Raw genomic sequence first — 26,954 nt, forward strand, 5'->3', positions numbered from 1 at the left:
GCTTTTTTCTCAGACTGCGCTGAGGCGAGACGAGGGAAGCAAATGCTGATCGGAAGGAGCACATGTACGAGAACCGGCAAGGCGGCCACTACACTGCTAGCGATCGCACTGACAGCGGCGGGAACGCTGTCGCCTGCCAGGGCCGGCCCGCTTGCCGATGCGGCGAAAGAAGCCGAGGACAAGGCTGCCGCCGGTGATGTGATCGGCGCCTTTGATCAAATCCGTGACGCCTTCGGCGTCTTTGCCATGTCCCTGCCCCTCACTGTGCGCAAGGCGGTGTTTGTCTCCGAAAAGCCAAAGGCCTATGGCGCCTATTCGCCGCGGCCGGGAGCGGTGTTCAAGCCTGGCGAACCGCTGATCACCTATGTCGAGCTGATCGGGCTAGCGTGGAAGCCGCTCGCAGACGGCTTGCAGCAAGCCAGCTTCAGCGTCGACTTCGAGATCTCCGAGGCCGGCGGCAAGGTGCTCGCCACCCAGAAGAGTTTTGGCGCCTTCACCTTCACCAGCCTGGTGCGCAACCAGGAGATTTTCACCCACCTGACGCTTGACCTTACCGGTGCGGAGCCGGGCGAATATCTGCTGAAATACACCATCAACGACAGTGTCAGCAAACGCTTCACCAGTTTCGAACAGCCCTTCACGATCGGCAAAAAATAGCGGATCACACAGCCGCTGGCACCGAATGCTCTCCCGCGCTATTGTCATCTTCAGTCGAAGGAGACAATCATGAGACCTCTCGCCGCCCTATCTTTTTGCCTGCCGCTTTGCCTGTTTCTGACCGGCTGCACCGCAGCGATGCACGACATCGAACCTGTCCCCGGCAGCATCACCTATGGCGCGGGCCCTACGACCCGGCTGACAAAATCGCCGGTCGGCAGCATCGTATTTCACCAGTTTCGCGACAAATTCGACCGCGAGTGGGAAGAACGCTATGTCGTCCAGCCCGGCGGCAGCCTTAAACTCGTTGACCGGAGGCGCTATCATATCCCGGACGATTGAGGGAAAAGCGTTGGTGCGGACGGCGGGGATCGAACCCGCAAGGCCTAAGGCCGAGAGATTTTAAGTCTCTTGCGTCTACCAGTTTCGCCACGTCCGCGCGGCATCCTGTTTCACCGACTTGGCGGCGAAGGTCAAGGGTGTCTTCGGACGGTGACGTCGTCCTTTTGCAATCCACATGACCACGCCCGATGCGGCGGGCGCAAGACGGATTGCAAACAGGTGAACTTGGACAATCACCCCTGGAAGGCGACACCCATTTCTGTGGCATTACGCCATTTGACGAGGCACGGTCGGGCGCTGCCATCCTCGAATTTCAACTGGAAAACATCCGGCACGCCGACCGTCGATTCGAGAATAATCTTGGCGCCGGACGGTGAGAGATTGCGGATCATGCAGTCGAAGGTGGAATGGCCACCCGGGAGAACAACGCGGGCGCCTTTCAAGGCGCGCAGTCTCGGATGGGCTCGTCTTTCATCCATGGCACTGGTCCCGTTCGAATCGCCCGAGATGATATCACAATGCCTTAATTCCCGCCTTGCCGCGATCACACCCGGCTCACAATAAAAGGGCGGAGGTAGAAACCTCCGCCCGGTGTTATTTTCCCGACCTGCGGGGCGGCTGCGTCAGGCGAGCTTGGCCGCGATCTTCGCTACATGTGCGCCCTGGAAGCGCGCTCCCTCCAGTTCGACCTCAGACGGCTGGCGCGAACCGTCACCGTCAGTAATGGTCGAGGCACCGTAGGGAGATCCGCCCTTGACCGCGTCGACGCCGGACTGCCCCTGGAAGGCGTATGGCAGACCGACAACGGCCATGCCATGATGCAAAAGAGTGGGGATAAAGCCGAGAATGGTCGACTCTTGGCCGCCGTGCTGAGTCGCGGTCGAGGTGAAGACCGAGCCGACCTTGCCGACCAGCTTGCCCTGTGCCCACAGGCCGCCGGTCTGGTCCCAGAAATTGCGCATCTGCGAGGCCATCGTGCCGAATCGGGTACCGGCGCCGACAATGATGGCATCATATTGGTCGAGTTCAGCCGGAGAGGCGATCTCGGCCTTCTGGTCCAGCTTGAAATGCGAGGCCTTGGCAACACCTTCCGGCACGAGTTCCGGCACGCGCTTGACCGTTACCTCTGCGCCGGCCGACTTTGCGCCCTCAGCGACGGCATAGGCCATGGTTTCGATATGACCATAAGAGGAATAATAGAGAACCAGTACCTTGGCCATGATGTATCTCCGTTTGGACTGAGCGGCCGCAACCGCGTTGGTGAATTCAATAGCTGATATGTAGCGTAGTGTCGTCGAGCGACCAGCCTCTATGCGGACGACGGACTGTTCACTTTCCGGCCATGAGACTGGAGGGTTATCGACTTGACTGTGAGCGCTCCGGCCAGCCCGACGGCTCTTGCCAAGCGCGTGAGAGCCGGTAGAACTATTGCAAGAAATGATCGGGAAACCCATGACTGACGCGACCATCAAGACCGCCGCCATGCTCGCCATCGGCGACGAGCTTTTGTCCGGCCGGACCAAGGACAAGAATATCGGCCATCTCGCAGAGGTGCTGACGATGGCGGGCATCGACCTGAAACAGGTCCGCATCGTCGGCGACGAGGAGGAAGCGATCGTCGAAGCGCTCGATGCGTTGAGAGAGCGTTATGATTATGTCTTCACCTCCGGCGGCATCGGTCCGACCCATGACGACATCACCGCCGATGCCGTGTCGAAGGCCTTTGGAGTGCCCTGCCTTCACGATCCGGACGCCATGGGTCTGCTCAGCGAGATGTATCAACGCCGTGACATGGAGTTCACCGACGCGCGCCAGCGCATGGCACGTATGCCGCAAGGCAGCCGCCACATCGCCAATCCGGTATCGACCGCGCCCGGCTTTGTCATCGGCAATGTCTATGTCATGGCCGGAGTGCCGCAAGTGTTCCAGGCCATGCTCGACACAGTGGTCGCCACGCTGCCGGCCGGCACCCGAATCCTGTCACGCTCGCTCCCCTGCCCGTTTGGCGAGGGCGACATCGGCACCCTGCTCGGCGCCGTGCAGAAGGCCCATCCAGAGACCTCAATCGGCTCCTACCCGCATTTCGACGGAAAGCGCTTTTCCACCGAGCTTGTGGTCCGGGGGCGAGACGCCCGCGCCTTGGATGCCGCAGCGCACGACGTCGCGGCGATGATTGAAGCGCTCACCATGGAACGCGAGGGCGCCAAGTCAAAGGATCTTGGCACCGGCGAACTCGCCTGAGCCCCTTGCCCAAGACGCGGCGGCTATTGACCGAAGTCAAGGAAGACCCCAAGGATTGTCGCCATTAATCGATCATGCGGAAGTTCACGTTGCCGCGCTAGGGAGACTGCTATGTCCTACAAAACCATACTTGCCGTTCTCGATACCCCGAAGAACGCGCAGCAAATCACTGATTTTTCAATTTCGCTCGCAGAGCAATTCCAGTCGCATGTGATCGGCCTGCATGCCGAGGCGCTTGCCACCGTGCCGCTGGTGGCACCGATGGAAATCCCCGATCCGTCGACGGTCCAGGCGCTGCAGGACATGGCCCATGATGAGACGCTCGATGTGGAGAAGATCTTCCGCGAGCGTGCCGAGCGCAATGGCACCTCCTTTGAATGGCGCAGCTTCGTCTCATCAGCCGGATATAGTGCCGCCTCCCTGATCGACAGCGCCCGCAATTGCGACCTGGTGGTCGCCGCTCAGGGCGAAAACTCGATTTTGTCCGAGAGCCGGGCAGATCTCGAGAATTTCCTGTTCGAGAGCGGCCGTCCGGTCCTGCTCGTCCCGTATATCCTCCAGGCGCCCAAGCCGATCAAGCGCGTGCTGATCGCTTGGAACGGTTCACGTGAGGCCGCGCGCGCCACATTCGACGCCCTGCCCTTCCTGAAGGCGGCTGAATCGGTCGAGGTCTTCTCCGTCGACCCGCCGGAAACCCGTACCCAGTCCTCCAGCATGGCCGGCGCCGAGATTGCCGCGACACTTGCCCGCCATGGCGTCAACATTACCGTCGTTCGCCAGGAAGCCGACCAGCTTCCGGCCTCGGCGGCGATCGAAAACCGCCTGTCCGACAGCTCGATCGACCTTCTTGTCATGGGCGCCTACAGCCACAAGCGCTGGTGGGAAGTCCTGTTCGGCGGCGTGACCCGTACGGTGCTCGAATCGATGACGGCGCTGACTCTGCTTTCGCGCTGACGAAAGGACACGGGCTCTTGCCTTGTCCCCGCAATTCCCGCTAATAGCTGCCCGCAAGGATCAAGGCCCTTGCGGGCAGCATTCGCGTGGTATTGTCCGCGCGATCCGCGTTTCAGGCACCCACCGAACGCTGCTGTTTCACCCGCAACCGGTCGGTCGTGAAACCGCCGGGTCAAGCCGGCACGCAAAAACAAGCCTCTGCGGAGCCCGAGATCGATGTCCCTGCCCGATAAAGCCTTCCCCGTTTCCTGGGATCAATTCCACCGCGACGCCCGGGCGCTGGCCTGGCGGCTCGCCGGGTTCAAACAGGATTTCCGCGCCATTGTCTGCATCACCCGCGGCGGTCTCGTGCCGGCGGCGATCATCTCGCGTGAGTTGAACATCCGCCTGATCGAGACGGTCTGCATCGCCTCCTATCATGACTATTCCAGCCAGGGCGAAATGAACCTGTTGAAGGGCATTTCCGCCGAGCTGATGACCAATGGCGGCGAAGGCGTACTGGTCGTCGACGACCTCACCGATACCGGCAAGACCGCGACCGAGGTCCGCTCCATGATGCCGAAGGCCCATTTCGCCTGCGTCTATGCCAAGCCGAAGGGCGTGCCGACGATCGACACCTTCGTCACCGAGGTCAGCCAGGATACCTGGATCTATTTCCCTTGGGACATGGGCTTCACCTATCAGGAGCCGATCGCCAAGGTGCAGAAGGACTAAAATCCCCCAGGCCCCTAACCGGGAAAACTCCTGATCGACGCGATCGCGGGGCGGTATCGATCCCGACGCGCCTGAAGCTTGTCGCACAGCCGACCTTCCTGGCAGCCTATGTGTGGCGGTCTGGATGATGCCCCATACGGAATTCCGGCTGACATGAAAAGCCCCGCACGACATCGGTCGGCGAGGCTTTTTTTCGCGCTCTGACGCTGCTTGAGAGGCAATGGCCTTCAATGCAGCACCCGACAACACTGCAACAAGCATCGGTGACCGAGAGCTCAACCAGGGCGAGAACGGACCGATCTCGCCTGCGCAGAATCCACCGTCGAAGTCAAGCGACCGATCTCACGTTTACCATGGCAGCGGTTCTTCGGTGGATAACCGATTCGCACGCCAGGGAGCTCTGTAACGACGCCTCAGATCGCTATATTGCGGGCCTGCAGGCCCATTACGTGACGGAAGGCAGGCATGCCAGGCTGGGCAAGCCAGCCACCCCATTTCTCAAGCATTCGGCGCAAGGCCCTGTAATTCCTAGGCTCCCGGCCTTTCCCCGTTTTCCACAACAACACACCACAAGATATGGTATTAATAAATTCGACATAAACCACCTCTTGACGAAAACAGGCCTTTCAAAGTTAATGCTTCCTTATGTTGCAGCGGCGGCTGAACCGGGCATGACGAGACGGTTCATTTCAGAAATGCGCGAAGTGAAGTGTACGGGATCGGGCTTGAATGAGCCTGCGTCCCGAGGGTCGACTTATGCGAATTGCTGCGCTGAAACAGCATGCGGGGACTGGCGGTAATTACCTGTTGATACTATATTTAGTGTTTGCTGCCAAACTAGCTACAATATAGAGAGCAATCATCTCCGGATGAATCACTCGACGGACAAATGAACAACTGGCTGCGCGGGGCGGCCGGGCACTATTTTCTGCGCCACGGACGGCGCGCGAGACACGAGGGACGACGATGCGCATTGAAAGACGTTTCACCAAACCGGGCCAGTCGCCCTATGCCGAGATCGAGTTCCGCCAGGCGGTCAGCGAGATCAAGAATCCCGACGGCTCGATCGTCTTTCGCCTTGCCGACATCGACGTGCCGGCGCAGTTCTCCCAGGTCGCGACCGATGTTCTGGCGCAGAAGTATTTCCGCAAGGCCGGCGTGCCGAAAATGCTGAAGAAGGTCGAGGAGAACGATGTCCCCTCCTTCCTGTGGCGCTCGGTAGCCGATGAAAAGGCGCTGGCCGCACTTCCAGAAAACGAGCGCTACGGCTCGGAAATCGACGCCCGTCAGGTGTTCGACCGTCTTGCCGGCACCTGGGCCTACTGGGGCTGGAAAGGCAAGTATTTCACCTCGGAAGAAGATGCGCTCGCCTTCCGCGACGAGCTTGCCTACATGCTGGCCACCCAGCGCGTCGCCCCGAACTCGCCGCAGTGGTTCAACACCGGCCTGCACTGGGCCTACGGCATCGACGGCCCCGGCCAGGGCCATTTCTATGTCGATCCCTTCACCGGTAAGCTGGTGAAGTCCAAATCTTCCTATGAGCATCCGCAGCCACACGCCTGCTTCATCCAGTCGGTCGAAGACGATCTCGTCAACGAGGGCGGCATCATGGATCTGTGGGTGCGTGAAGCGCGTCTGTTCAAATACGGCTCCGGCACCGGCTCCAACTTCTCACACCTGCGCGGCGAAGGCGAACGGCTTTCGGGCGGCGGCCGCTCGTCGGGCCTGATGAGCTTCCTCAAGATCGGCGACCGTGCCGCCGGTGCGATCAAGTCGGGCGGCACGACCCGCCGCGCCGCCAAGATGGTCGTGGTCGACATCGACCATCCGGACATCGAGGCCTATATCGATTGGAAGGTCAAGGAAGAGCAGAAGGTGGCGGCCCTCGTCACCGGCTCCAAGATCGTCGCCAAGCACCTGAAGGCGATCATGAAGGCCTGCGTCAACTGCTCGGCCGACAATGATGATTGCTTCGACCCGAACAAGAACCCGGCGCTGAAGCGCGAAATTCGCGCCGCCAAGAAGGACCAGGTTCCGGAAAACTACGTCAAGCGCGTGATCCAGTTTGCCCAGCAGGGCTACAAGGACATGGAGTTCAAGACCTACGACACCGACTGGGATTCGGAAGCCTACCTCACCGTCTCGGGCCAGAACTCGAACAACTCCGTCTCGCTCAAGGACGACTTCCTGCGCTCGGTCGAAAACGACGGTGACTGGAACCTGACCGCCCGCAAGGACGGCAAGGTGATGAAGACGCTGAAAGCCCGCGACCTGTGGGAGAAGATCTCCTACGCCGCCTGGGCGTCGGCCGATCCGGGCTTGCACTTCAACACGACGATGAACGACTGGCACACCTGCCCGGCCGCCGGTCCGATCCGCGCGTCCAACCCGTGCTCGGAATACATGTTCCTCGACGACACGGCCTGCAACCTTGCCTCGCTGAACCTCTTGCAGTTCAAGGATGCCGCCACCAAGAAGATCAACATTGCCGACTACGAGCATGCCGTTCGCCTGTGGACCGTCGTGCTCGAAATCTCGGTGATGATGGCGCAGTTCCCGTCTCGCCAGATCGCCGAACTGTCCTACGAATACCGCACCCTCGGACTCGGCTACGCCAATATCGGCGGCCTGCTGATGTCCTCGGGCATTCCCTATGATTCGGCCGAAGGCCGGGCCATCTGCGGAGCGCTGACCGCCATCATGACCGGCGTCTCCTATGCGACGTCCGCCGAGATCGCCTCAGAACTCGGCCCCTTCCCCGGCTTTGCGCCGAACCGCGACAACATGCTGCGCGTCATCCGCAACCATCGCCGTGCCGCGCACGGTCAGTCCGAGGGCTACGAAGGTCTGTCCGTCAATCCGGTTCCGCTCGTCCATTCAGAATGCACCGACCCGGCGCTGGTTGCCCATGCCACGGCCGCCTGGGACAAGGCGCTGGAACTTGGTGAAAAGCACGGCTACCGCAATGCTCAGGTCTCGGTCATCGCCCCGACCGGTACGATCGGTCTGGTCATGGACTGCGACACCACCGGCATCGAGCCCGACTTCGCGCTGGTCAAGTTCAAGAAGCTCGCCGGCGGCGGCTACTTCAAGATCATCAACGGCGCCGTTCCGGAAGCGCTGCGCACGCTTGGCTACACGGAGGGCCAGATCGCCGAAATCGAGGCCTATGCCGTCGGTCACGGCAACCTCAACCAGGCACCCGGCATCAATCCCGGCTCGCTGAAGGCCAAGGGCTTTCACGACAGCACGATCGAGACGATCAATGGTGCGCTGAAATCGGCCTTCGACATCAAGTTCGTGTTCAACCGCTGGACCATCGGCGACGAGCAGATGGCGGCGTTGACGATCCCGGAAGAGAAACTGTCCGATCCGGCCTTCGACCTGCTGCAGCATCTCGGCTTCTCCAAGAAGGAGATCGAAGCGGCCAACGTCCATATCTGCGGTGCCATGACGCTCGAAGGTGCTCCCTTCCTCAAGGATGAGCATCTGCCGGTCTTCGATTGCGCCAATCCGTGCGGCAAGGTCGGCAAGCGCTACCTGTCAGTCGAAAGCCATATCCGCATGATGGCAGCCGCCCAGCCGTTCATCTCGGGCGCCATCTCCAAGACGATCAACATGGCAAACGATGCCACCGTCGAGGATTGCGGCGCGGCCTACATGCTGTCATGGAAACTGGCGCTCAAGGCCAACGCGCTCTATCGCGACGGCTCGAAACTGTCCCAGCCGCTCAACGCTTCGCTGATCGAGGACGAGGACGACGAGGATGCACTCGAGGACCTGATCCAGCAGCCCGCCGCCGCCCAGGCGGTCACCGTCACCGAGAAGATCGTCGAGCGCGTTGTCGAACGGCTCGTACGTGAGCGGGAAAAGCTGCCGAACCGCCGTCAGGGCTATACCCAGAAGGCCACTGTCGGCGGCCACAAGGTCTATCTGCGCACCGGCGAATTCGGCGACGGCCGCATCGGCGAGATCTTCATCGACATGCATAAGGAAGGCGCCGCCTTCCGCGCGATGATGAACAATTTCGCCATCGCCATCTCGCTGGGTCTCCAGTACGGCGTGCCGCTCGAGGAATATGTCGAGGCCTTCACCTTCACCAAGTTCGAGCCGGCCGGCATGGTCCAGGGCAATGACGCGATCAAGAACGCCACGTCGATCCTCGATTACGTGTTCCGCGAACTGGCCGTCTCCTATCTTGGCCGTCACGATCTTGCCCATGTCGACACGTCGGACTTCTCCAACACGGCGCTCGGCAAGGGAATCAAGGAAGGCAAGACCAACCTGATCTCGACCGGCTGGACGCGCGGCTACAAGCCGACGCTGGTCAACAACGGCAATATCGACCGCCCGCTCGCCGAACCGAAGGGGGCCGCGACCGCCGCCCCGGCCAAAGCCTCGGCGGGTGCCAGCGTCACCGCCTTCGCCGGCTCGGCCGCCCGCAAGCTGGAGGTGACGACCGCCATCTCGACTTCGGAAGTCGTCTCCTTCAAGCGCGACTACGAGGAGCGCGCCGTGGAGGAAATCGCCGAAGCCGGCACCCAGGAGGCAACCGCCCTCTTCTCCGACAAGGCCGCCGCCGACGCCGCGGCCGCCAAGGCGGAAGCCAAGAAGAAGGAAGCCGAACGCCGCATGCGCTCGATCGCCCAAGGCTACACCGGCAATATGTGCTCCGAGTGCCAGAACTTCACCATGGTGCGCAACGGGACCTGCGAGAAGTGCGACACGTGCGGCGCGACGAGCGGGTGCTCTTGAGCATTACAGGGATAGGTGGAGATTTCGATTTTCACTCGCCTGATCTAAGATAAGATAGCCCCGCGGTGATTGAGTTTGCCGCGGGGTTTTGTATCTTGGGGGTCAAAATGAAATGCCCACACTGTGGAGTAAGCTTTCACGATAACTGGGCGTCTGGATGGATCGATAGATTCCACCAAGCTACTACGTGGAAGTACCACACAGCAGACTGTCCTGCTTGTAAGGCCCTCACAATCGTAATAGAGGGTCCTACGGGCATGACGCGCATGGTGGAACCCACGACAACCTCCCGTGGACCAATATCCGTCCATGTACCTGCATTTATTTCGCAGGATTATAATGAAGCATGCGAAGTGCTGCCCATTAGTCCCAAAGCCTCAGCGGCGTTATCGAGGCGTTGCCTGCAGAACATTTTGAATAGTCTTGGCTACATAGCGAAAGACCTCGCAAAGCAGATTGATGCTCTTTTGAATGAAACTGACCCCAGGAAAGCACTACCGCTGGGGCTTCATCAAACTGTTGATGCCGTCCGAAATTTCGGCAACTTTTCCGCACATCCGATCGATGAAAAGACGACGCTCCAGATCATAGACGTCGATCCTGAGGAAGCGGAGTGGTGTCTCGAAATTCTGGAGGAAATGTTCGAGCACTTTTATGAGCGTCCTGCTGTGGCAGCCGCCAAGAAGGCCGCACTGGACGCAAAACTGGCTGCGGCGGGAAAACCACCGTCAAAATAGCTCTCATTTCCATTCAGGCTGCTCCGCTCGACGCCCCACCTCTCCCCTTGTGGGAGAGGTTACAAAATCGCGATCTTAGCGTCAGCTAAGTCGCAAATTTTGTTGGTGAGAGGGTCGGTCAATTGGCAGCAACGCCCGCCGCATGCGAGGCCCTGCCCTGCCCCACATCTCCTAACGCCCCATCCCCGCAAAACGCAAAAAAGGCGCCGGTCACCCGACGCCTTTACCCATCCAAGCCTCTCAATAGACTAGAATTTGTAGTTCACGCCACCCTTGATCACGTGATCGCTGACGTCGGTCTGCGAGGTCGACACGCCGTCGAAGCTGCGCACGTCGTTGGTGTGGACATAATTGTATTCGACCTTGGCGGAGAGGTTGGCGTTAAGGTTCTGCTCAACGCCGAGGCCCAGCAGATAGCCCGGCTTCCAGCCGTCGGGGCCATCGACATTCTTGCCGTCGCGCAGGCTGGTCATGGCCATGCCGGCCGTGCCGTAAAGCAGGGTATCCCCGAGCGCCATACCGGCCTTGGCCTTCAGCGCCAGACGATGGCGTTCGCTCAGATCGCCGCCGGGCACGCCGACCTTGGTGTCGCCGAGATGCGAATACTCGAGCTCACCGCCGACAATGGCGCCGCCCATTTCGGTGTTGTAACCGCCCTGGATACCGCCCATGAACTCCTTATCGCCGTCGAAGGGATTGCCGCTGTCAGACGACACCCCGGCGTGGATACCGGCATAGGCGCCGGTGAAGCCGGACGGTGTCGCGGCCGGGGCCTCATAGGACGGGGCAGGTTCGGAATAGGCGAGATCGGCAGCGAGCGCAGGGGTGGTTGCAAATGCTGCCATCAGCACCAGTGCGAATGAATTCACGGTCTTGGTCATGGTTTACTCCATACAAAGCCCGCATCCAGCAGGAGACGGGCGAACTCGAATTTGACGCGGCCTGCCGAGGCGCGGGTGCTCTCGCCGGACCATTGCCCCCCGACGATTCCGCTCCCACGGCAGATTCCATCTAATTCTCACAAATCGGCAAACACTTCCTTAACCCGGATGGTGACTTCCGGTCTTTCATCGGGACGATTCGTCGCATAGGCCAGTCGAATCGTATTCGACATTGCCCAATACTCGCAAATCCATGACTGGACAGTCGCCCGTCGACCGGCCATCAAGGCGCACCATATCGGCGTGTAGCGATTCGCCGTAAGCAGAGGATTTTGCCATGCCAAGCCCCATCATCGAGGCGGTGCCGGGCCACCCGGCGGATGAGGACCGCGATGCCATCTACATGGCGCTTCGGGCCTATAACACCGCGCAGACAGGCAAAAGCGACCGGCCGGATTTCGCCGTGCTGGTACGTAATCCAGAGACCCGCGCGGTCGAGGGCGGTCTTTACGGCGAGGAGAGTTTCGGCTGGGCCTTCATCCGCTATCTCGTCGTGCCCGAGGCCTATCGCGGTCAGGGGATCGGCAGCCGGCTGATGGCCGAGGCGGAAAAAATCGCCCGCGATCGCGGCCATATCGGCATCTGGCTCGACACTTACGAGTTCCAGGCCCGGCCATTCTACGAAAAGCTCGGGTACAAGGTGTTCGGCGAACTCGAGGGTGGTGACGGCGCCCACGGCCAGTTCTTCCTGAAGAAGCGCTTCTGAGGCCGGTCAGGTCCATGGCGCTGACGCCCCGGCCCAAGTACGGCAGGACATCGGATCGCCGGCGCGGCGATATGCTTGACCGAGGGGCACCCCTCGGCGCCCGGGCAAAAAGAGACCCCGGTGGAGGTGGCCGGGGTCAGGTGGAGTAGAAGAGAATAGCGTCTGCGTCTTGATCTTGTCATCAGCCACTCAGCTCACCGTCTCGAGTGAGATCCCCGTATTCACCATCATCGAATCGATCAAGGGCAGAAAAGTGCCGGTCCTTATCGGATTGCTCCGTATTGATCGTCGACAGTGAAACGCCGACACCGCAGGTTTGTTCCAAAGACAATCGCACCTCCTGGCCCTGCCCTGATCTGCGGAGAACATTTCCTTAACCGCGGCGTCCTAGACTGTCGGCCACACTCTCACCGGACAGACGAGCAGCAGAATGGCCAAGCCGACCTTCCGCTTCACCCATTACGACCTTAAGGAACAGCGCGTTGGCGCGATCATCGAGGTAACGCTTTCGGCGGTCAACAATGTGCGACTGATGACGCCAGGCAATTTTCAGCGCTTCAAGGAAGCTCTCGATTTCAAATACGTCGGCGGCGTCGCCAAGAAGTCGCCGATCAGACTGGCCATTCCCGAAAGCGGCCATTGGCACCTGATCGTCGATATGGAAGGTCATCACGGGCTCGCCGATTCCTCGGTCAAGATGACGGCCGCACCTGCAGCCAAGGCACAGAAGGCCTCCTAACCGGCTTTCAACCGCCCCGCTCGCGCCGGAGCTTCGCCCACCAGTCGAGCCGCTTGCGAATGTCCCGCTCGAACCCGCGTTCCGGCGGATCGTAAAAGGTCTTGCGCCCCATCTTCTCTGGAAAATAATCCTGGCCGGAAAAGGCATCCGGCTCGTCATGGTCGTAGCGATAGCCCTCGTTGTAGCCTTCCGCCTTCATCAGCTTGGTCGGGGCATTGAGGATATGCTTCGGCGGTAACAGCGAACCGTTCTCCTTCGCAGCGCGCATCGCCGACTTGTAGGCCATGTAGACGCCGTTCGACTTCGGTGCGGTCGCCAGATAGACACAGGCCTGAGCGAGCGCCAATTCCCCCTCTGGTGAGCCCAGATAGTCGTAGGCGTCCTTGGCGGCATTGCAGATGACCAGCGCCTGCGGATCGGCAAGGCCGATGTCCTCGACCGCCATGCGCACCAGCCGGCGGCCCAGATAAAGCGGATCCTCGCCGGCATCGAACATGCGGCACAGATAGTAAAGGGCCGCATCGGGGTCGGAGCCGCGCACCGACTTGTGCAACGCCGAGATCAGATTGTAGTGGCCGTCCTGCCCCTTGTCGTAGACCGGCGCGCGCCGCTGTACGATCCGCGTGAGGCCCTCTGTATCGAACACCTCGTCCTTGCGGGCGGCGCGCCAGACTTCTTCGGCGAGCGTCAAGGAGGCCCGTCCATCGCCGTCGGCCATGCGGATCAGGCTGGCGCGAGCGTTCTCGTCGAGCGGCAAAGGTTTGCCCTCGGTCTCTTCGGCGCGCGCAAGCAGCGTCTCTATGCTCGCCTCGTCATGAGATTTGAAGGTGAGCACCCGAGCGCGCGACAACAGAGCGGCGTTGAGCTCGAAGGAGGGATTTTCCGTCGTCGCGCCGACGAGGATCACAGTGCCGTCTTCCATGACCGGCAAAAAACTGTCCTGCTGGGCGCGGTTGAAGCGATGGATCTCGTCGACGAACAGAAGGGTCTGCCGGCCCTCCATGCGACGCATGCGGGCCGCCTCGAACACCTTCTTCAGGTCGGCGACGCCGGAGAAAATCGCCGAGATCTGCTCGAAGGCGAGCCCAGCCTCGCCGGAAAGAAGGCGCGCGACAGTCGTCTTTCCGGTGCCGGGCGGGCCCCAGAAGATCATTGAGCCGAGCGAACCGGAAGCGATCATGCGGGCCAGCACGCCGTCCTCACCGGTCAGATGCTCCTGACCGGTCACCTCGCCGAGCGTTTTCGGGCGCAGACGGTCGGCCAGCGGCCGGCGGGCGTCGACCTCCTTGGGGACATGCGGCGCGAAGAGATCACTCATCGGAAAATCTGCCGGATGCGCTGGCCGTCGCGTTCGACCTCGACGCGCCAGAAGCCCGGATCGTCGGCGGCCACCTTCGCCAGGACGGCAGTCGAGGAGATCTCGACGCCGTTGACCGAGACGATGATGTCGTGCGGCGCAAAACCAAGACGGGCAGCCGGAGAACCTTGGGCGATCTCGGTGATCGCCACGCCGGTGGCCTCGGACGGCATGCGCAGTTCATAGGCGAGCTTGGGCGAGAGATTGGCGACCTTGGCGCCGGCAAAGGGGCTGGAGCCCTCGATCAGACGTTCATCGCGCGGTGTGGTTTCCGGCGCAGCAGCCAGCGTCATGGAGATCTCAGACTCGCGACCGTTGTCGCGGACGGAGAGCTTCACCGCCTTGCCAAGGCCAGCCGTGGTCAGACGGTAGCCGAGCGCGTCGGGATGTTCGACCGGAATGCCGTCGATCGCCACAATGACCTGTCCGGCTTTCAGCCCGGCCTTGGCCGCCGGTCCACCCTCGGCAACGCGGACGACGAGTGCGCCGCGCACCTTGTCGAGACCGAGCGCCTCGGCAACGTCCGAAGTGACTGGCTCGAAGGTCGCGCCGACATAGGGCCTCTCGAAACTGGCATCGCCTCGCTCGGCAGCGGCCAGGAAGACCTTGACGAGATTGGCGGGGATGGCAAAGCCGATGCCGTTCGAACCACCACCCTTGGAGAAGATCGCGGTATTGATGCCGATCAGCTCGCCCTTCATGTTCATCAGCGCACCGCCGGAATTGCCCGGATTGATCGATGCGTCGGTCTGGATGAAGAAGCCGAAATCACCGTCGGTCACCTGATTGCGCGCGAGTCCCGAAACGATACCGCTGGTGACCGTCTGGCCGACGCCGAAGGGATTGCCGATGGCCAGCACGAGGTCACCGACATCGACCTGGTCGCTGTCGGCGATCACCAGCGCCGGAAGCGCCTCCTTGGCATCGATCTTGAGCACGGCCAGATCAAGCCGCTCGTCCTTCAGCACAACCTTGACAGGGAATTCGCGCCCGTCGGACAACGCTACCTTGATGTCGTCGGCGCCGTCGATGACATGGTTGTTAGTGACCACCATGCCGTTGGCGCCGACGATCACGCCTGATCCGAGCGAGGTCTGCTTCTCCGTCCGGTTCGGCATGCGCTGGCCGAAGAACTGCTCGAAGAAGGGGTCGCCGGCAAAGGGCGAGACGCGCCGCTGCACCATCCGCTCGGCGTAAACGTTGACCACCGCACCATGGGTCTGCTTGACCAGCGGCGCAAAGGACATCTGCATGTCGGTCCGCGACTGCGGCACGGGGCTGGCATCCTCCGCGCTGGATATGCCCGGCGCCAGAAGCGCAAGCGACACGATCGAAGCGGCAGCCAAGCGAACGAAGCCCTGCATGTTATACTCCCGTTGATTTTCTCAAGGTGAAATTTAGTGCGGATAGCGTCCGAAAGAAACGACAAACGTCGGTTTGGGGGTGGCACCGCAATTTAGCTGTGAATCGAACAATTCCAAGGCGATAACCGTTACAACTTGGTAATGTGGAAAAGAAGCCGGGCGATCGCCTCTTGGGCCGACAAGTCGGCCCGCACACCGGGAGCGGGCGCTTTGCGGTCCATCAGTCGGCCGGTCTCGATTGAGAGCCATTCACTTTGTAGATGAACAGCTTTGTTTTGCGGCTATCGTCAAGTTCCCAGACCTCGTCAGCTGTGACACCTGGAACCGCAAAACTGTTGGAAACAAACAGGCCGCCTGGCTTCATTTCCCGTCGGGCTTTTTCATAAAGCTCAGGCATTGGTTCGGGCGAGAGAAAAGCATAGACGACGTCCTGATGCGATATGTCGGCAGACCAGATATCTTGGCGCAGGATCGTGCCGCGACGTTTGATCCGCGACAAAAGCACCGAAACCAACCATGCCATCGGCGCCGTTTCGACGCCAAGCGCGACCCGGCCGTCTCCATCGAGCGCCCTGACCACGCCGCCAAGCCCGGAGCCGAGATCGATGAAACGCGTGGCGCCTCGCTCCCGCATCAAGGTCAGCAAGGCCTTGGCCGTCGTCCTGTTGGTCAGATAGAGCGGAACGCGCTCGCCCGCCGTATTGGAGAAAAAAAGATAAGCGACAACAAAAGCCACGCCGAAGGGCCAGGCGGGGAGACTGCCGGCGGCCAGCGCCAGATAGACCGCCACAGGAAACAGCAGCCCGATCCATGCCCACCAGACAGGAAGACCAAGGGCTCGCGTCAGCGCGGCGGCCACCAAGCCCTGCACCGCCAGCGCCCCCCAGAAAAATGTGCGCGCATCGATCATGCCGGCAAGCACCGTTTTCAACGCGATCACCACCAAGGCCGCAATCATCTGGATGATCACCGCCCCGATGATCGGGTATCTGCGGATTGCGTTCATCTGCCGGTCCGGTTCCATGGCCTTGCCGGCCGCCTCTGCTTCCAATGCGCCGACAGTGGCAGCGGCCGCCGTGATTCTCAAGAAGACCGGAACCCGAACGCGCATTGGGCGGGCTTTAGTCACCAGGTATTGGCGCGCTGGACCATTTGTGGGCACGCACAGCCGAACAAGCCGTGATCTATGTCCGCCGCGGCCTGAACGACACCGATGTAACGTCTAATTGCGGCTCGTCCTCTTTGCCACGGTGACGCGCCAGGCCTGCTGCGGTGACGCACCTCGGAGCGCTCATGCTGAACGACTGGAGCAAATGGATGGAAGCGTATCGGGGAGTTGATCGGTGGTGAGGAGGCCTATGCGTTTGGCGATTGGGTGCTTTCGGCCCGAAAGGTCACAGAACGTAGTGCAAAAGTCTCTCGCAAAATTCCGAGATTTGCGAGAGACATATGTCACGGAAACTGTACTGAAAGATCAATGCGACCGGTTGCGTTTCAATTTTCAGGAATCTCGCGACAGGGAGCCACTCAAGTCACGGCCGGTATTTCGGCCTCTCTCGCGCGCGGCAACCATGGAGGCCCGCGCCTCGACCCGTTTGATATAGGCCACGGTGTTGGGCCAGCGACCGAGATCGATGGCGAACCCCGGCATCCAGCCAAGCACGGTAAATAGGTAGGCGTCCGCCAGCGTAAAGGTTCGGGAATCCTCCGGTAGGGTTCCGCTGGATAAGAATATATGGAAGGTCACTATTAATGCTCATTATTTTTGGCGGCTTGCCAGGCACTGGTAAAACGACGATTGCTCGTGCCTTGGCGAAGGAATTAGGGGCGGTCCATGTTCGCGTTGATACAGTTGAGCAAAATATACGAGCTTCTGCTATGTTAGAATTTGAGGTCGGCCCTGCGGGATATATGGTCGCCTATGGGATCGCGGAAGACAATCTGACGCTTGGAAACACAGTCATTGCCGATTCTGTCAATTGTTTAAAAGTGACGAGAGATGCTTGGCTATCGGTTGCAGCGCGCTCGGCAGTGCCATCAGTTGAAATAGAGGTTACCTGTTCCGACCGAAATGAACATCGCCGACGGGTGGAAACGCGGGTGACCGATGTTCAGGGGTTGAAAAAGCCAAATTGGGAAGAAGTTACCTTCCGACAATACGACGATTGGGGACAAAGCCCCCTCGTTATCGACACTGCGACGCAGGACGTGGGCCAATCAGTCGCCAAATTGGTGTCAAAGCTTGCGTTTAGTAGAAGTTAGCCGCCGCGGGACTTTTGACACGGTCTGCGGGGCTTCTGCGGCTCCCTCACTGACCGTTTCTGACCCGCAGCGGAAGCCAGTCCTCCATCGACAAGTCCCCCTCCCCGGAAACAACAAGCCGCCGGTTTTCACCGACGGCTCTCATTCATTCCACACAGCCTTGTCTACGCTACGTCCCGCCTTACTCCGGCAGGATCCGCACTGCGCCACGGTCGGCACTGCTGGCGAAAGCGGCGTAGGCCTTCAGTGCTGTGGTGACATTGCGCTTGCGGGGATGTGTAGGCTTCCAGCCGGCGGCGTCCTGTTCGGTGCGGCGGGTGGCGAGCACCTCGTCCGACACGCGCAGCGAGATGGTGCGATTGGGAATGTCGATGTCGATCATGTCGCCTTCGCGCACCAGTCCGATCGTGCCGCCATTTGCCGCTTCGGGTGAGGCATGGCCAATGGAGAGGCCCGAGGTGCCGCCGGAGAAGCGGCCGTCGGTGATCAGCGCACATGCCTTTCCGAGGCCCTTCGACTTCAGATAGCTGGTCGGATAGAGCATTTCCTGCATGCCCGGACCACCCTTGGGACCTTCATAGCGGATGACGACGACGTCGCCAGCGACGACTTCGTTGGACAGGATCGCCTTAACCGCAGCATCCTGGCTCTCATAGACCTTGGCCGGGCCGGAGAATTTCAGGATCGATTCATCGACACCGGCCGTCTTCACGATGCAGCCATCGAGCGCCAGATTGCCCTTCAACACAGCCAGACCACCGTCCTTGGAGAAAGGATGCTGAGCGTCGCGGATGACGCCCTTTTCGCGGTCGGTGTCGAGCTCTTCCCAACGGGAGGATTGCGAAAAGGCCGTCTGGGTCGGCACGCCGCCCGGGGCCGCGCTGAAGAGTTCATGCGCCTTCGGATTGTCGGTGACGGCGATATCCCACTGTTCGATCGCCTGGCCAAGCGTCGGGGCATGAACGGTCGGCAGGTCGGTGTTGAGCAGGCCGGCGCGGCTGAGTTCGCCAAGGATCGCCATGATGCCGCCGGCGCGATGGACGTCTTCCATGTGGACGTCCTGCTTGGCGGGGGCGACCTTGGACAGGCACGGCACCTTGCGCGACAGCTTGTCGATGTCGTCCATGGTGAAGTCGACCTCGGCTTCATGGGCGGCAGCGAGAATGTGCAGCACGGTATTGGTCGAGCCCCCCATGGCGATGTCGAGCGCCATGGCGTTCTCGAATGCGCCCTTCGAGGCGATGACGCGCGGCAGGGCCGTCGCATCGTCCTGCTCGTAATAGCGCTTGGCCAGCGAGACAATGCTGCGGCCAGCTTCGAGGAAGAGTTCCTTGCGGTCGGAATGGGTAGCAAGCGTCGAACCGTTGCCGGGCAGCGACAGACCGAGCGCCTCGGTCAGGCAGTTCATCGAATTGGCGGTGAACATGCCCGAACACGAGCCACAGGTCGGACAGGCCGAACGCTCGATGGTGGCGACGTCCGCGTCGGAGACCTTATCGTCGGCGGCAGCGACCATGGCGTCGACCAGGTCGAGCGCGACCTTCTTGCCGTGCATGGTGACCTTGCCGGCTTCCATCGGGCCACCGGAAACGAAGATTGTCGGGATGTTGAGGCGAAGTGACGCCATCAGCATGCCGGGGGTGATCTTGTCGCAGTTGGAGATACAGACCATGGCGTCGGCGCAGTGCGCGTTGACCATATATTCGACCGAGTCGGCGATCAACTCGCGCGACGGCAGCGAATAGAGCATGCCATCATGACCCATGGCAATGCCATCATCGACGGCAATGGTGTTGAACTCCTTGGCGACGCCGCCGGCTGCCTCGATCTCGCGGGCGACCAGCTGGCCGAGGTCCTTCAGGTGGACGTGACCCGGCACGAACTGGGTGAACGAGTTGACCACGGCGATGATCGGCTTGCCGAAATCGCCATCCTTCATGCCAGTGGCGCGCCAGAGGCCGCGCGCGCCCGCCATGTTGCGGCCGTGGGTGGTGGTTCTTGAGCGGTAGACTGGCATGGGTGTTACCTCGGATCTTGTCTTGGTTCTTGCCGGGCGCCGCAACGAAAAGCGAGAAAATCGCACGTGAAGCGCCCGGATTTTGACCTTGTGGTAGGGCAAATGGCCCGAACTGTCACTATCAGCATAGCTCAAAACGGTACGCTTGGCAGCCCGGAGCTTAAACAGCATAGTTAGGGAAACGGGCTGACGCCTCCGGCAACCGACGCACCGCGTCGTCACGAAAATGTGGTCGAAAGTTTCTTTTCGCGGCGATGAAACTCTGCTCTGGTTTGCTACGTAGGTGTAGTGAGACCGAACCAACCGTGAAAGAGCAGAGCCATGTCCAGCTATCGCCCGCCGAAGATCACGTCCAGCGAGATCACGCCGCAATCGCTCTACCTCACCCGTCGCTCACTGCTGGGCGCGGCAGCCGGTGGACTGGCACTCGCGGCAGCGCCGAAGACCTTTGCTGCGGCGCTAAACGCCAAGCCGAGCGGCTATGTCCTCACGGAAAAGCAAACGTCCAAACAAGACGTCACCAGCTACAATAATTTCTACGAATTCGGCACCGGCAAGGGAGATCCGATCAACAATTCCGGCGCCTTCAAGGCGCAGCCATGGACGGTGGAGATCGGCGGACTGGTGGGCAAGCCGCAGACGATCGACATCGAAACGATCTTCAAGGATTTCCCGATGGAGGAGCGCGTCTACCGGATGCGCTGCGTCGAGGCCTGGTCGATGGTCATTCCCTGGGTCGGCTTTCCGCTGTCAGCCCTTCTCGACAGGGTCGAGCCTCTGGGCTCGGCAAAATACGTTGCCTTCGAGACCGTCGTGCGGCCCGAGGAAATGCCCGGCCAGCGCGGCCTGTTCCAGCCGATGAACTGGCCCTATGTCGAGGGGCTCAGGCTCGATGAGGCGCGTCACCCGCTGACCATTCTGGCGACCGGCCTCTATGGCGAGACGTTGCCCAACCAGAATGGCGCACCGCTGAGGCTGGTCGTGCCGTGGAAATACGGCTTCAAGGGCATCAAGTCGATCGTCAAGATCACACTGACTGAAAAGGAGCCGCCAGCCAGCTGGAACGTCATGCAATCGAATGAGTATGGCTTCTATGCCAACGTCAACCCGGCGGTCGACCACCCGCGCTGGAGCCAGGCGACGGAACGGCAGATCGGCGAGGCAAGCGGTCTGTTCGGTGGAGCGCGCATGAATACGCTGCCGTTCAACGGCTATGCCGAGGAGGTCGCAGGCCTCTATTCCGGCATGGACCTGACGAAGTTCTACTGATTATGGCCATCCCCACCCTGCCCGCCCGCTACAAGCCGGCGTTGATTTGGGCGCTCTATGCCATCGGCCTGATGCCGGGGCTCTATGCCTTCTATCTCGGCATCTTCGGCGGCCTCGGTGCCGATCCGGTGCGGACCTTCGAGCACCTGCTTGGCCTCTGGGCGCTGCGTTTCCTGTGTCTCGGACTTGCCGTCACGCCGGCCCGTGACTTATTAGGCATTAACCTAATTAGCTACAGGCGCATGCTCGGACTTCTCGCCTTCTACTATGTGCTTGCCCATTTCGCCGTCTATCTCACGCTCGACCGTGGCATGATCCTGTCGTCCATCCTTGGGGACATTCTCAAGCGACCCTATATCATGCTGGGCATGGCGGGACTGGTCATGCTGATCCCGCTGGCAGCCACCTCGAACCGCTGGTCGATCCGGCAGCTCGGGCCGCGCTGGAACAAGTTGCATAAGCTAGTCTATGCGATCGCCGCCGCAGCCGTGCTGCACTATGCGTTGTCGCTCAAAGCGGTCACCGCCGAACCGGCTTTCTATATCGCCGTGGTCACACTGCTGCTCGGCTATCGCCTCGTGCGGTCGAGACTGATGGCGAGGAAGCGCAGGCGGCGCAATGGAACGGCGGGCACCACAACGCGGAGCCGCGCCTAGGCCAACCACGCCGGCGGAGCGGACGGCGCTCGGCCGGTCACAGCAGCCTCGGCGCAATCGGAAAGGCTACCGAAGCGAACTGCCTTGCCGCTCAATCCGGGGCCATAATGGGCGTATTTACCGGAATTTGTCAGGATGGTGCGGGCCGCCGGCGGCACGATCGGCGTCATCACCGTGCACCAGCAGGCGTCGCGGACGAAAGTGACGCCAAAGGCCTCCAGCGTCGCGGCTATACCGGCCGCGATGATGCGGCTGTGGGTCGCGCGGCCTATAGTGATCGTCACCGCCACGGCCGGATCCTTGATGCGACCGGCCCAGTGTTTGGCCAAGGCCTTGCATTCATCAAAGGAGAAATGCGGATTGCCAAGCGCGACAAGTTCGATTCTGTCGCCGGTCGTCGGGTTGAAGTGGTGCCAATCCTCGACCAGATCACAGCGCGTCACCGTCACAGCGTCGAGCTCCGTCCCGCCGGTCGCAGCGGCAAAGGTCGGAGCTTCGGGCGTCACACCAACGATGTGGAACATCGGCGCGGCCGATGTCGTGGCGAAGCCGGCGCCGAAGGCCTTGAGGTCATCCAGGTTCGGTCGGGTACCCTCGAGACCGGTGACGACCGGGATCACGGCTGGCGCCAGCGCACCAATCCGATAGCCGAGCAGTGGCCAGAAGCTCTCGTCACACCCCTCAGGCTTCTTGACCTCGACGGCGATCCTCGCCTTACGGTTCTCGGTGAGATGACAACCGGCCTGCGGTGCGCGGCCTGTCAGCGCGATGCAGATGTCGAGGAAATCCGGATATTTCATCGTGCGGGCGCCGAGCACGCTATTGGCATAGACGACGGCGTTCGATTCGGCCCAGGCGATGTTTTCGCCTTCGTCCGGGGCACCATCGAGCTGGTAGGGCGCGCAGGTGAAGGTCGGTCGGGCGCCCATGCGAACATAGGCATCGGCCAGCGCGCTGGCCGCCATCGAGAGCACCGGGTCGGTGCCCTGCTCGCGCCAGCGGGCCTGGTCGGCGGAAATGGCGTTGAGCGAGGTCGGCAAGACGACCCTGCCGCCCCAGTCCGCCAGTTTTTCGGCGAAGTCGAGGCTCGCCGGGCCGGTATAGATGCAGCCGTCGACATGGACCTGGGCGACGTCGATCAAGCTCTTGGCGCCGAGCAGTTCGGCCATGCGCACGACGATCCGCATGGCGGTGCGCGTCGCCTGCGGCACGGCGTCCGACAGAAGGTGCCGGTCCTTGTCACTCAAGACGAGTTTCGGCAGGGCGGCGGGCATTGCCGCGTTGTCCGGCCGGTGATCGGCGCCCGGCATGGACACAGAACCGGCCCCAATGCGAAGGACGTCCAGCCCTTCGAGGCGGGCGAAGGCTTCCGGCGCGATCACGGCGATCGGCAGCGAGCGGCCGTACATTTCCTCGGCCACCATGACGCCGAGCGTCAGGATCTCCTCGGCCTGGGAAAAGACCATGCCGGCCGGGGCCTTGCCGTTGAGGATGAGCTGCATCAGCACCGCGCTGCCGGTGCAGGAACCACGGCCGCCGGGGATCGCCAGGATCGTGCCTTCCAGACAGCGGCCATGCAGCGGATGCGCCTGGTCGATCACCAGGCCGGTTTCCGGGCCGACCCCGCCCCAGAAGCTGAGCGCCGTGTCGGAAAAGAGCAGCGGCCCTTCGACCGCGCCGTCGATCAGCAGGCGTGCGGGCGCGGCAAACGGCGCTTCCCCGGATTCGAGTGACATGCGCTTCCCTTCCCTGATGACCGACGTCATCGACTAGCACGCAGGAGGGGCAAATCAAGCGCCAAGCCTTGCGCCCAAGAAAGCCATGGGGTGTCATGGCGGCCGGCCGCGCTATGTGAAGAAAAAAGTTCGGCGCGATGTCGAATCCGTCCGCAGCCGTTCGTCATGACATTACGCACCCCTTGGGAGCGCTGTTTCACAAATGAGGAGAATGAGAAATGCGTGTAATGGTGATGGTGAAGGCCACGGAAGACAGCGAAGAAGGCATCATGCCCTCGACCGACCTGTTCGAGGCGATGGGCAAGTTCAACGAGGAACTGGCCAATGCCGGGATCATGCTGTCGGGCGACGGTTTGAAGCCGTCGAAGCTCGGCAAGCGGGTTGCGTTCGATGGCGCCAGCCGCCGGGTGATCGACGGTCCTTTCGCCGAGACGCGGGAACTGGTCGCCGGCTACTGGATCTGGGAGGTCAAGGACATGGCCGAGGCGGTCGAATGGGTCAAGCGCTGCCCTAATCCGATGCCCGGGCCGAGCGAGATCGAGATCCGACCGTTCTACGAGATGGCGGATTTCGCCGAGATCGCCTCGCCCGAGGGACAGGCGAGCCATGACCGCGCCGGCGAAAAGGTGGCCGCGCGCGACGGCAAGGCCGGTTGAGCCCGGATCGGCAGAAGGGAACCGCCATGACAAGGATGATCTTCGTCAACCTGCCGGTGCGCGACCTCGCCGCGTCGCAGGCCTTCTATGAAGGCCTCGGCGGCACGCTCAACCCGATGTTCTCGGACGCAGAGGCCAAGTGCCTGCTGTTCTCCGAGGCGATCGGCGTGATGCTGCTGACGCATGAGCGCTACGGGCAGTTCACCAGCCGGCCGATCGGCGATGCCAAGGCCCAGAGCCAGGCGCTGCTGGCGCTCAGCGTCGAGACGCGCGACGGCGTCGATGCGGTCCTCGGCGCGGCCGTGGCCGCCGGCGGCAGAGCCGACCCCAACCCCATCCAAGACCTCGGCTTCATGTATAGCCGCTCAGTTGAGGACCCCGACGGCAATGTTTGGGAGATCCTGTGGATGGACCCGGCGGCGGCGACAGGTGGGCCGCCGGACGCCTAAACGGAGCTATGCGGCAGGCAGGATTGCGGCTCTGGTCACGGTCAACACCGGCCGTTGACTGAACCCGCTGAGCCCGCATACTGCCGCCGCATGGAGACATCCGAAGCGCACAGGACGGCGGAGACCGTCTTTCGCATGGAACGGGCCCGGCTGATCGCCGGGCTCGCCCGGATCGTGCGCGATGTCGGCCGGGCCGAGGAACTGGCGCAGGATGCGCTGGTCGCGGCGCTCGACCGTTGGCCGACGAGCGGTATCCCAGACAATCCGGCTGGATGGCTGATGGCCACGGCCAAGCGACGTGCCATCGACACCATCCGTCGCGCGCGCATGATGGAGCGTAAGCATGCCGAGATCGGCCGGGATCTGGAACTCGAACAGGACAGCACGATCGACGCGATCGAGGCGACCATGGACGATGACATCGGCGACGAACGCCTCGGCCTGATCTTCACTGCCTGCCACCCGCTGCTTTCGATGGATGCGCGCGTGGCGCTGACGCTGCGCCTCATCGGCGGGCTAACAACGGACGAGATCGCCCGGGCCTTCCTGTCGAGCGAGACGACGATCGCCCAGCGGATCGTGCGCGCGAAGAAGAGCCTCGCCAACGCCGGCATCGCCTACGAGGTGCCGCGCGGTGCCGACCGCGACGCGCGTCTCGCCTCGGTGCTGGAAGTCGTCTACCTGATCTTCAACGAGGGCTATGCGGCGAGCGCCGGCGAAGACGCGATCCGCCCGCAACTCTGCGCCGAGGCCATGCGGCTTGGCCGCATTCTCGCCGATCTCGCTCCCGACGAACCGGAAGTGCACGGACTGCTGGCGCTCATGGAAATCCAGTCGTCGCGGCTTATCGCCCGCAACGGGCCGGACGGCGTGCCGCTGACGCTCGAGACGCAAAACCGGGCGCGCTGGGACCAGTTGCTCATTCACCGGGGGTTCGCGGCGCTGGAGCGCGTCCGTGCGCTCGGCGAAGAAGACGGCCCTTACGCCCTGCAGGCGGCGCTGGCGGCCTGCCACGCCCGCGCCCGACGCTTCGAGGACACGGACTGGCGGATGATCGCCGGGCTCTACGACCGGCTGCTCACCGTCCTGCCCTCCCCCGTGGTGGCACTCAACCGGGCCGTCGCCCATGCGATGGCATTTGGGCCGGAAACGGGGCTGGCGCAGCTGGATATGCTGGAGGACGAGCCGGCACTCAAGGGCTACGCGCCGATGGCCGCCGCGCGGGGCGATTTCCTGCTGCGGGCCGGACGGCTGTCGGAGGCGCGGGTCGCGTTCGAGCGGGCGGCGGAACTCAGTGGCAATGCCGGAGAACGGGCGTTTCTGCTCGACCGGGCTCAGGCTTGCGCAACAATGGGGTGAAGGTCTGGAAGGTGGACGACAAGCCTGACCAGAAGCCTGCCGCCTCATTCTCCAATAGTTACATAGTAAGAAGGCATGCCATAAGACGCAAATAGCTGCACTCTAACGGCAGCCATGGTCTTTCCTTGCCAACGCATCTCACCAACTTCGATTTCGTGGAGGCTTTCCGTCGCTAACCGTTTCCGCCGCCACAAACACCCTACGTTTGCGAAGTGACCCGTTGCAGGATTGCCCGGAGGGAAGTCGGTGCGCACAAAATCAACCACGGTCGGATTGAAGGTGTCAAACCCAAAGTAATGCGTTCCATAGACCACCGCGATCTTGGCAATCATCTGACAGAATCGTACCAAGTCGATTGACTGTGATGAGAATCCTTCAAGATCGTATTGTCTCAGATATTTTGGCTCCGCATTAACATTGAAAACTTGGAAGTTGAACAAGTCGTCAGAGTGCGGTGAGCGGCGACTATATGACGATGCGGGGTAAAGATTCGGCATTACCAGGATTGTCGGATAGTGCCTAAGCGGAATGAACTCCCGACGGGAAATCTCTCTCCCGATATCGAGCGGGAAATTTGTCCTCTCCAATATCCCACCCTTTCCCTTCAGAACAAGCGCTCTTCGGACGGGGCCGAACATCGACGCTGCGATAGATGACTCAAAATCGGAGGTCGTTCTTTGACAATCAAAACAAGAGGAGGCAGCCAGCTCCAGACCGGCACCTAGAAACTCCGGGATGACGTGCTCACTCGTCAGGTTGAGTCGCCGTCCGCAAGCATCCTGCTGGCGTCGACAATAGACACAGCGTCCTAAAGCTGGAAGAACTTCCCTTCTCTTGATTGCAGGAAGAACGTGAGTGTGCCTACCTTCGAACTCCCCTTCTTGAAAAATCCGGAAAGCCTGAGGTCTCTTGGGTGCGTAATCGAGCTTCCCGATGGGCGGCAAATTGCTCAGATCCCGCCACGCAAATTTGACGTATCGAGTTGGCTCTCGGTCGGTCGGTGGATCACCAAGCATCATTTCTATCGTACTCGCGCGTACCTC

25 protein-coding genes and 1 tRNA gene are annotated in these 26,954 nt (G+C 61.4%); 15 read left to right on the forward strand and 11 right to left on the reverse strand.

The genetic code is table 11. From position 1 onward, the window contains the following. Positions 1-42: 42 nt before the first annotated feature. A complete protein-coding gene (locus tag RNA01_RS20370; protein WP_147181997.1) occupies positions 43-657 on the forward strand; it encodes a hypothetical protein in 615 nt (204 codons plus the stop codon). 69 nt (positions 658-726) lie between these two features. Further along, positions 727-999, forward strand: coding sequence for a hypothetical protein (locus RNA01_RS20375; protein ID WP_147181998.1), 273 nt, complete (start codon positions 727-729; stop codon positions 997-999). A gap of 11 nt (positions 1,000-1,010) precedes the next feature. Here the strand turns inward: RNA01_RS20375 and RNA01_RS20380 are convergent. The 3 genes from RNA01_RS20380 to wrbA form a co-directional block, all read right to left on the reverse strand. Beyond that, positions 1,011-1,096 (reverse strand) — tRNA-Leu (locus RNA01_RS20380). 136 nt (positions 1,097-1,232) lie between these two features. Further along, entirely contained in the window at positions 1,233-1,478 is a 246-nt protein-coding gene (locus tag RNA01_RS20385) for a PilZ domain-containing protein (protein ID WP_147181999.1), read from the reverse strand. A 144-nt stretch (positions 1,479-1,622) separates the two neighbouring features. Beyond that, complete coding sequence (gene wrbA / locus RNA01_RS20390; protein ID WP_147182000.1) at positions 1,623-2,219, reverse strand: NAD(P)H:quinone oxidoreductase type IV; 597 nt, start codon at positions 2,217-2,219, stop codon at positions 1,623-1,625. A 232-nt stretch (positions 2,220-2,451) separates the two neighbouring features. Here wrbA and RNA01_RS20395 point away from each other — a divergent pair, with 232 nt between their 5' ends. From RNA01_RS20395 to RNA01_RS20415, 5 genes are all read left to right on the forward strand, one after another. Further along, positions 2,452-3,240: a competence/damage-inducible protein A gene (locus tag RNA01_RS20395; protein WP_147182001.1), complete on the forward strand. Its 789-nt coding sequence runs from the start codon at positions 2,452-2,454 to the stop codon at positions 3,238-3,240. A 111-nt stretch (positions 3,241-3,351) separates the two neighbouring features. Then, on the forward strand, positions 3,352-4,194 hold the full coding sequence (locus RNA01_RS20400; protein ID WP_147182002.1) for a putative universal stress family protein: 843 nt from the start codon (positions 3,352-3,354) through the stop codon (positions 4,192-4,194). 216 nt (positions 4,195-4,410) lie between these two features. After that, positions 4,411-4,908, forward strand: coding sequence for a xanthine phosphoribosyltransferase (gene gpt / locus RNA01_RS20405; protein ID WP_147182003.1), 498 nt, complete (start codon positions 4,411-4,413; stop codon positions 4,906-4,908). A 966-nt stretch (positions 4,909-5,874) separates the two neighbouring features. Beyond that, positions 5,875-9,663 carry a vitamin B12-dependent ribonucleotide reductase gene (locus tag RNA01_RS20410; RefSeq protein WP_147182004.1) on the forward strand — a complete coding sequence of 1,263 codons (3,789 nt, stop codon included), beginning with the start codon at positions 5,875-5,877 and terminating at the stop codon, positions 9,661-9,663. A gap of 257 nt (positions 9,664-9,920) precedes the next feature. Further along, positions 9,921-10,400, forward strand: a complete 480-nt coding sequence (locus RNA01_RS20415) for a DUF4145 domain-containing protein (protein WP_210245791.1) — start codon at positions 9,921-9,923, stop codon at positions 10,398-10,400. A gap of 248 nt (positions 10,401-10,648) precedes the next feature. On the opposite strand, the gene RNA01_RS20420 is transcribed toward RNA01_RS20415, so the two are convergent. Then, positions 10,649-11,281 (reverse strand): outer membrane protein, encoded by a 633-nt coding sequence (locus RNA01_RS20420; RefSeq protein WP_147182005.1) that lies wholly within the window; start codon positions 11,279-11,281, stop codon positions 10,649-10,651. Positions 11,282-11,618: 337 nt separating this feature from the next. On the opposite strand from RNA01_RS20420, the gene RNA01_RS20425 reads away from it, so the two are divergent. Both RNA01_RS20425 and RNA01_RS20430 read left to right on the forward strand, forming a co-directional pair. After that, complete coding sequence (locus RNA01_RS20425; protein ID WP_147182006.1) at positions 11,619-12,047, forward strand: GNAT family N-acetyltransferase; 429 nt, start codon at positions 11,619-11,621, stop codon at positions 12,045-12,047. A gap of 430 nt (positions 12,048-12,477) precedes the next feature. Next, positions 12,478-12,786 (forward strand): DUF1883 domain-containing protein, encoded by a 309-nt coding sequence (locus RNA01_RS20430; RefSeq protein WP_147182007.1) that lies wholly within the window; start codon positions 12,478-12,480, stop codon positions 12,784-12,786. 7 nt (positions 12,787-12,793) lie between these two features. On the opposite strand, the gene RNA01_RS20435 is transcribed toward RNA01_RS20430, so the two are convergent. The 4 genes from RNA01_RS20435 to RNA01_RS20450 form a co-directional block, all read right to left on the reverse strand. Next, positions 12,794-14,104 carry a replication-associated recombination protein A gene (locus tag RNA01_RS20435; protein ID WP_147182008.1) on the reverse strand — a complete coding sequence of 437 codons (1,311 nt, stop codon included), beginning with the start codon at positions 14,102-14,104 and terminating at the stop codon, positions 12,794-12,796. Next, positions 14,101-15,507, reverse strand: a complete 1,407-nt coding sequence (locus RNA01_RS20440) for a DegQ family serine endoprotease (RefSeq protein ID WP_147182009.1) — start codon at positions 15,505-15,507, stop codon at positions 14,101-14,103. Before RNA01_RS20440 ends, RNA01_RS20435 begins: the two co-directional genes overlap by 4 nt. A gap of 220 nt (positions 15,508-15,727) precedes the next feature. After that, the gene (locus RNA01_RS20445; RefSeq protein ID WP_235916814.1) at positions 15,728-16,618 is read right to left on the reverse strand and encodes a hypothetical protein; all 891 of its coding nucleotides are present in this window, start codon (positions 16,616-16,618) and stop codon (positions 15,728-15,730) included. A 390-nt stretch (positions 16,619-17,008) separates the two neighbouring features. After that, the gene (locus RNA01_RS20450; protein ID WP_210245792.1) at positions 17,009-17,254 is read right to left on the reverse strand and encodes a glutathione binding-like protein; all 246 of its coding nucleotides are present in this window, start codon (positions 17,252-17,254) and stop codon (positions 17,009-17,011) included. A gap of 5 nt (positions 17,255-17,259) precedes the next feature. Here RNA01_RS20450 and RNA01_RS20455 point away from each other — a divergent pair, with 5 nt between their 5' ends. Continuing rightward, positions 17,260-17,769, forward strand: coding sequence for a P-loop nucleotide/nucleoside kinase family protein (locus RNA01_RS20455; protein WP_147182011.1), 510 nt, complete (start codon positions 17,260-17,262; stop codon positions 17,767-17,769). 181 nt (positions 17,770-17,950) lie between these two features. Here the strand turns inward: RNA01_RS20455 and ilvD are convergent, their stop codons facing one another. Then, the gene (ilvD, locus tag RNA01_RS20460; protein WP_147182012.1) at positions 17,951-19,786 is read right to left on the reverse strand and encodes a dihydroxy-acid dehydratase; all 1,836 of its coding nucleotides are present in this window, start codon (positions 19,784-19,786) and stop codon (positions 17,951-17,953) included. 321 nt (positions 19,787-20,107) lie between these two features. Between ilvD and msrP the strand changes: the two genes are divergently transcribed. Together msrP and msrQ are read left to right on the forward strand one after the other, a co-directional pair. Next, complete coding sequence (gene msrP / locus RNA01_RS20465) at positions 20,108-21,055, forward strand: protein-methionine-sulfoxide reductase catalytic subunit MsrP (RefSeq protein WP_147182013.1); 948 nt, start codon at positions 20,108-20,110, stop codon at positions 21,053-21,055. Positions 21,056-21,057: 2 nt separating this feature from the next. Beyond that, positions 21,058-21,711 (forward strand): protein-methionine-sulfoxide reductase heme-binding subunit MsrQ, encoded by a 654-nt coding sequence (msrQ, locus tag RNA01_RS20470; RefSeq protein WP_147182014.1) that lies wholly within the window; start codon positions 21,058-21,060, stop codon positions 21,709-21,711. On the opposite strand, the gene lhpI is transcribed toward msrQ, so the two are convergent. Next, the gene (lhpI, locus tag RNA01_RS20475) at positions 21,708-23,447 is read right to left on the reverse strand and encodes a cis-3-hydroxy-L-proline dehydratase (RefSeq protein ID WP_147182015.1); all 1,740 of its coding nucleotides are present in this window, start codon (positions 23,445-23,447) and stop codon (positions 21,708-21,710) included. The genes msrQ and lhpI overlap by 4 nt on opposite strands. A 218-nt stretch (positions 23,448-23,665) precedes the next feature. Between lhpI and RNA01_RS20480 the strand changes: the two genes are divergently transcribed. The 3 genes from RNA01_RS20480 (at position 23,666) to RNA01_RS20490 (ending at position 25,911) form a co-directional block, all read left to right on the forward strand. Next, positions 23,666-24,103: a YciI family protein gene (locus RNA01_RS20480; RefSeq protein WP_147182016.1), complete on the forward strand. Its 438-nt coding sequence runs from the start codon at positions 23,666-23,668 to the stop codon at positions 24,101-24,103. Between the two features lie 26 nt (positions 24,104-24,129). Further along, positions 24,130-24,552, forward strand: a complete 423-nt coding sequence (locus RNA01_RS20485; RefSeq protein ID WP_147182017.1) for a VOC family protein — start codon at positions 24,130-24,132, stop codon at positions 24,550-24,552. A gap of 90 nt (positions 24,553-24,642) precedes the next feature. Then, positions 24,643-25,911, forward strand: a complete 1,269-nt coding sequence (locus RNA01_RS20490) for an RNA polymerase sigma factor (RefSeq protein WP_147182018.1) — start codon at positions 24,643-24,645, stop codon at positions 25,909-25,911. A gap of 44 nt (positions 25,912-25,955) precedes the next feature. Here RNA01_RS20490 and RNA01_RS20495 read toward each other — a convergent pair whose 3' ends face one another. Next, complete coding sequence (locus RNA01_RS20495; RefSeq protein ID WP_210245793.1) at positions 25,956-26,927, reverse strand: hypothetical protein; 972 nt, start codon at positions 26,925-26,927, stop codon at positions 25,956-25,958. Between the last annotated feature and the right edge of the window lie 27 nt (positions 26,928-26,954).

This window comes from Paenirhizobium naphthalenivorans, from assembly GCF_007992095.1.
GTDB lineage: Bacteria > Pseudomonadota > Alphaproteobacteria > Rhizobiales > Rhizobiaceae > Allorhizobium > Allorhizobium naphthalenivorans.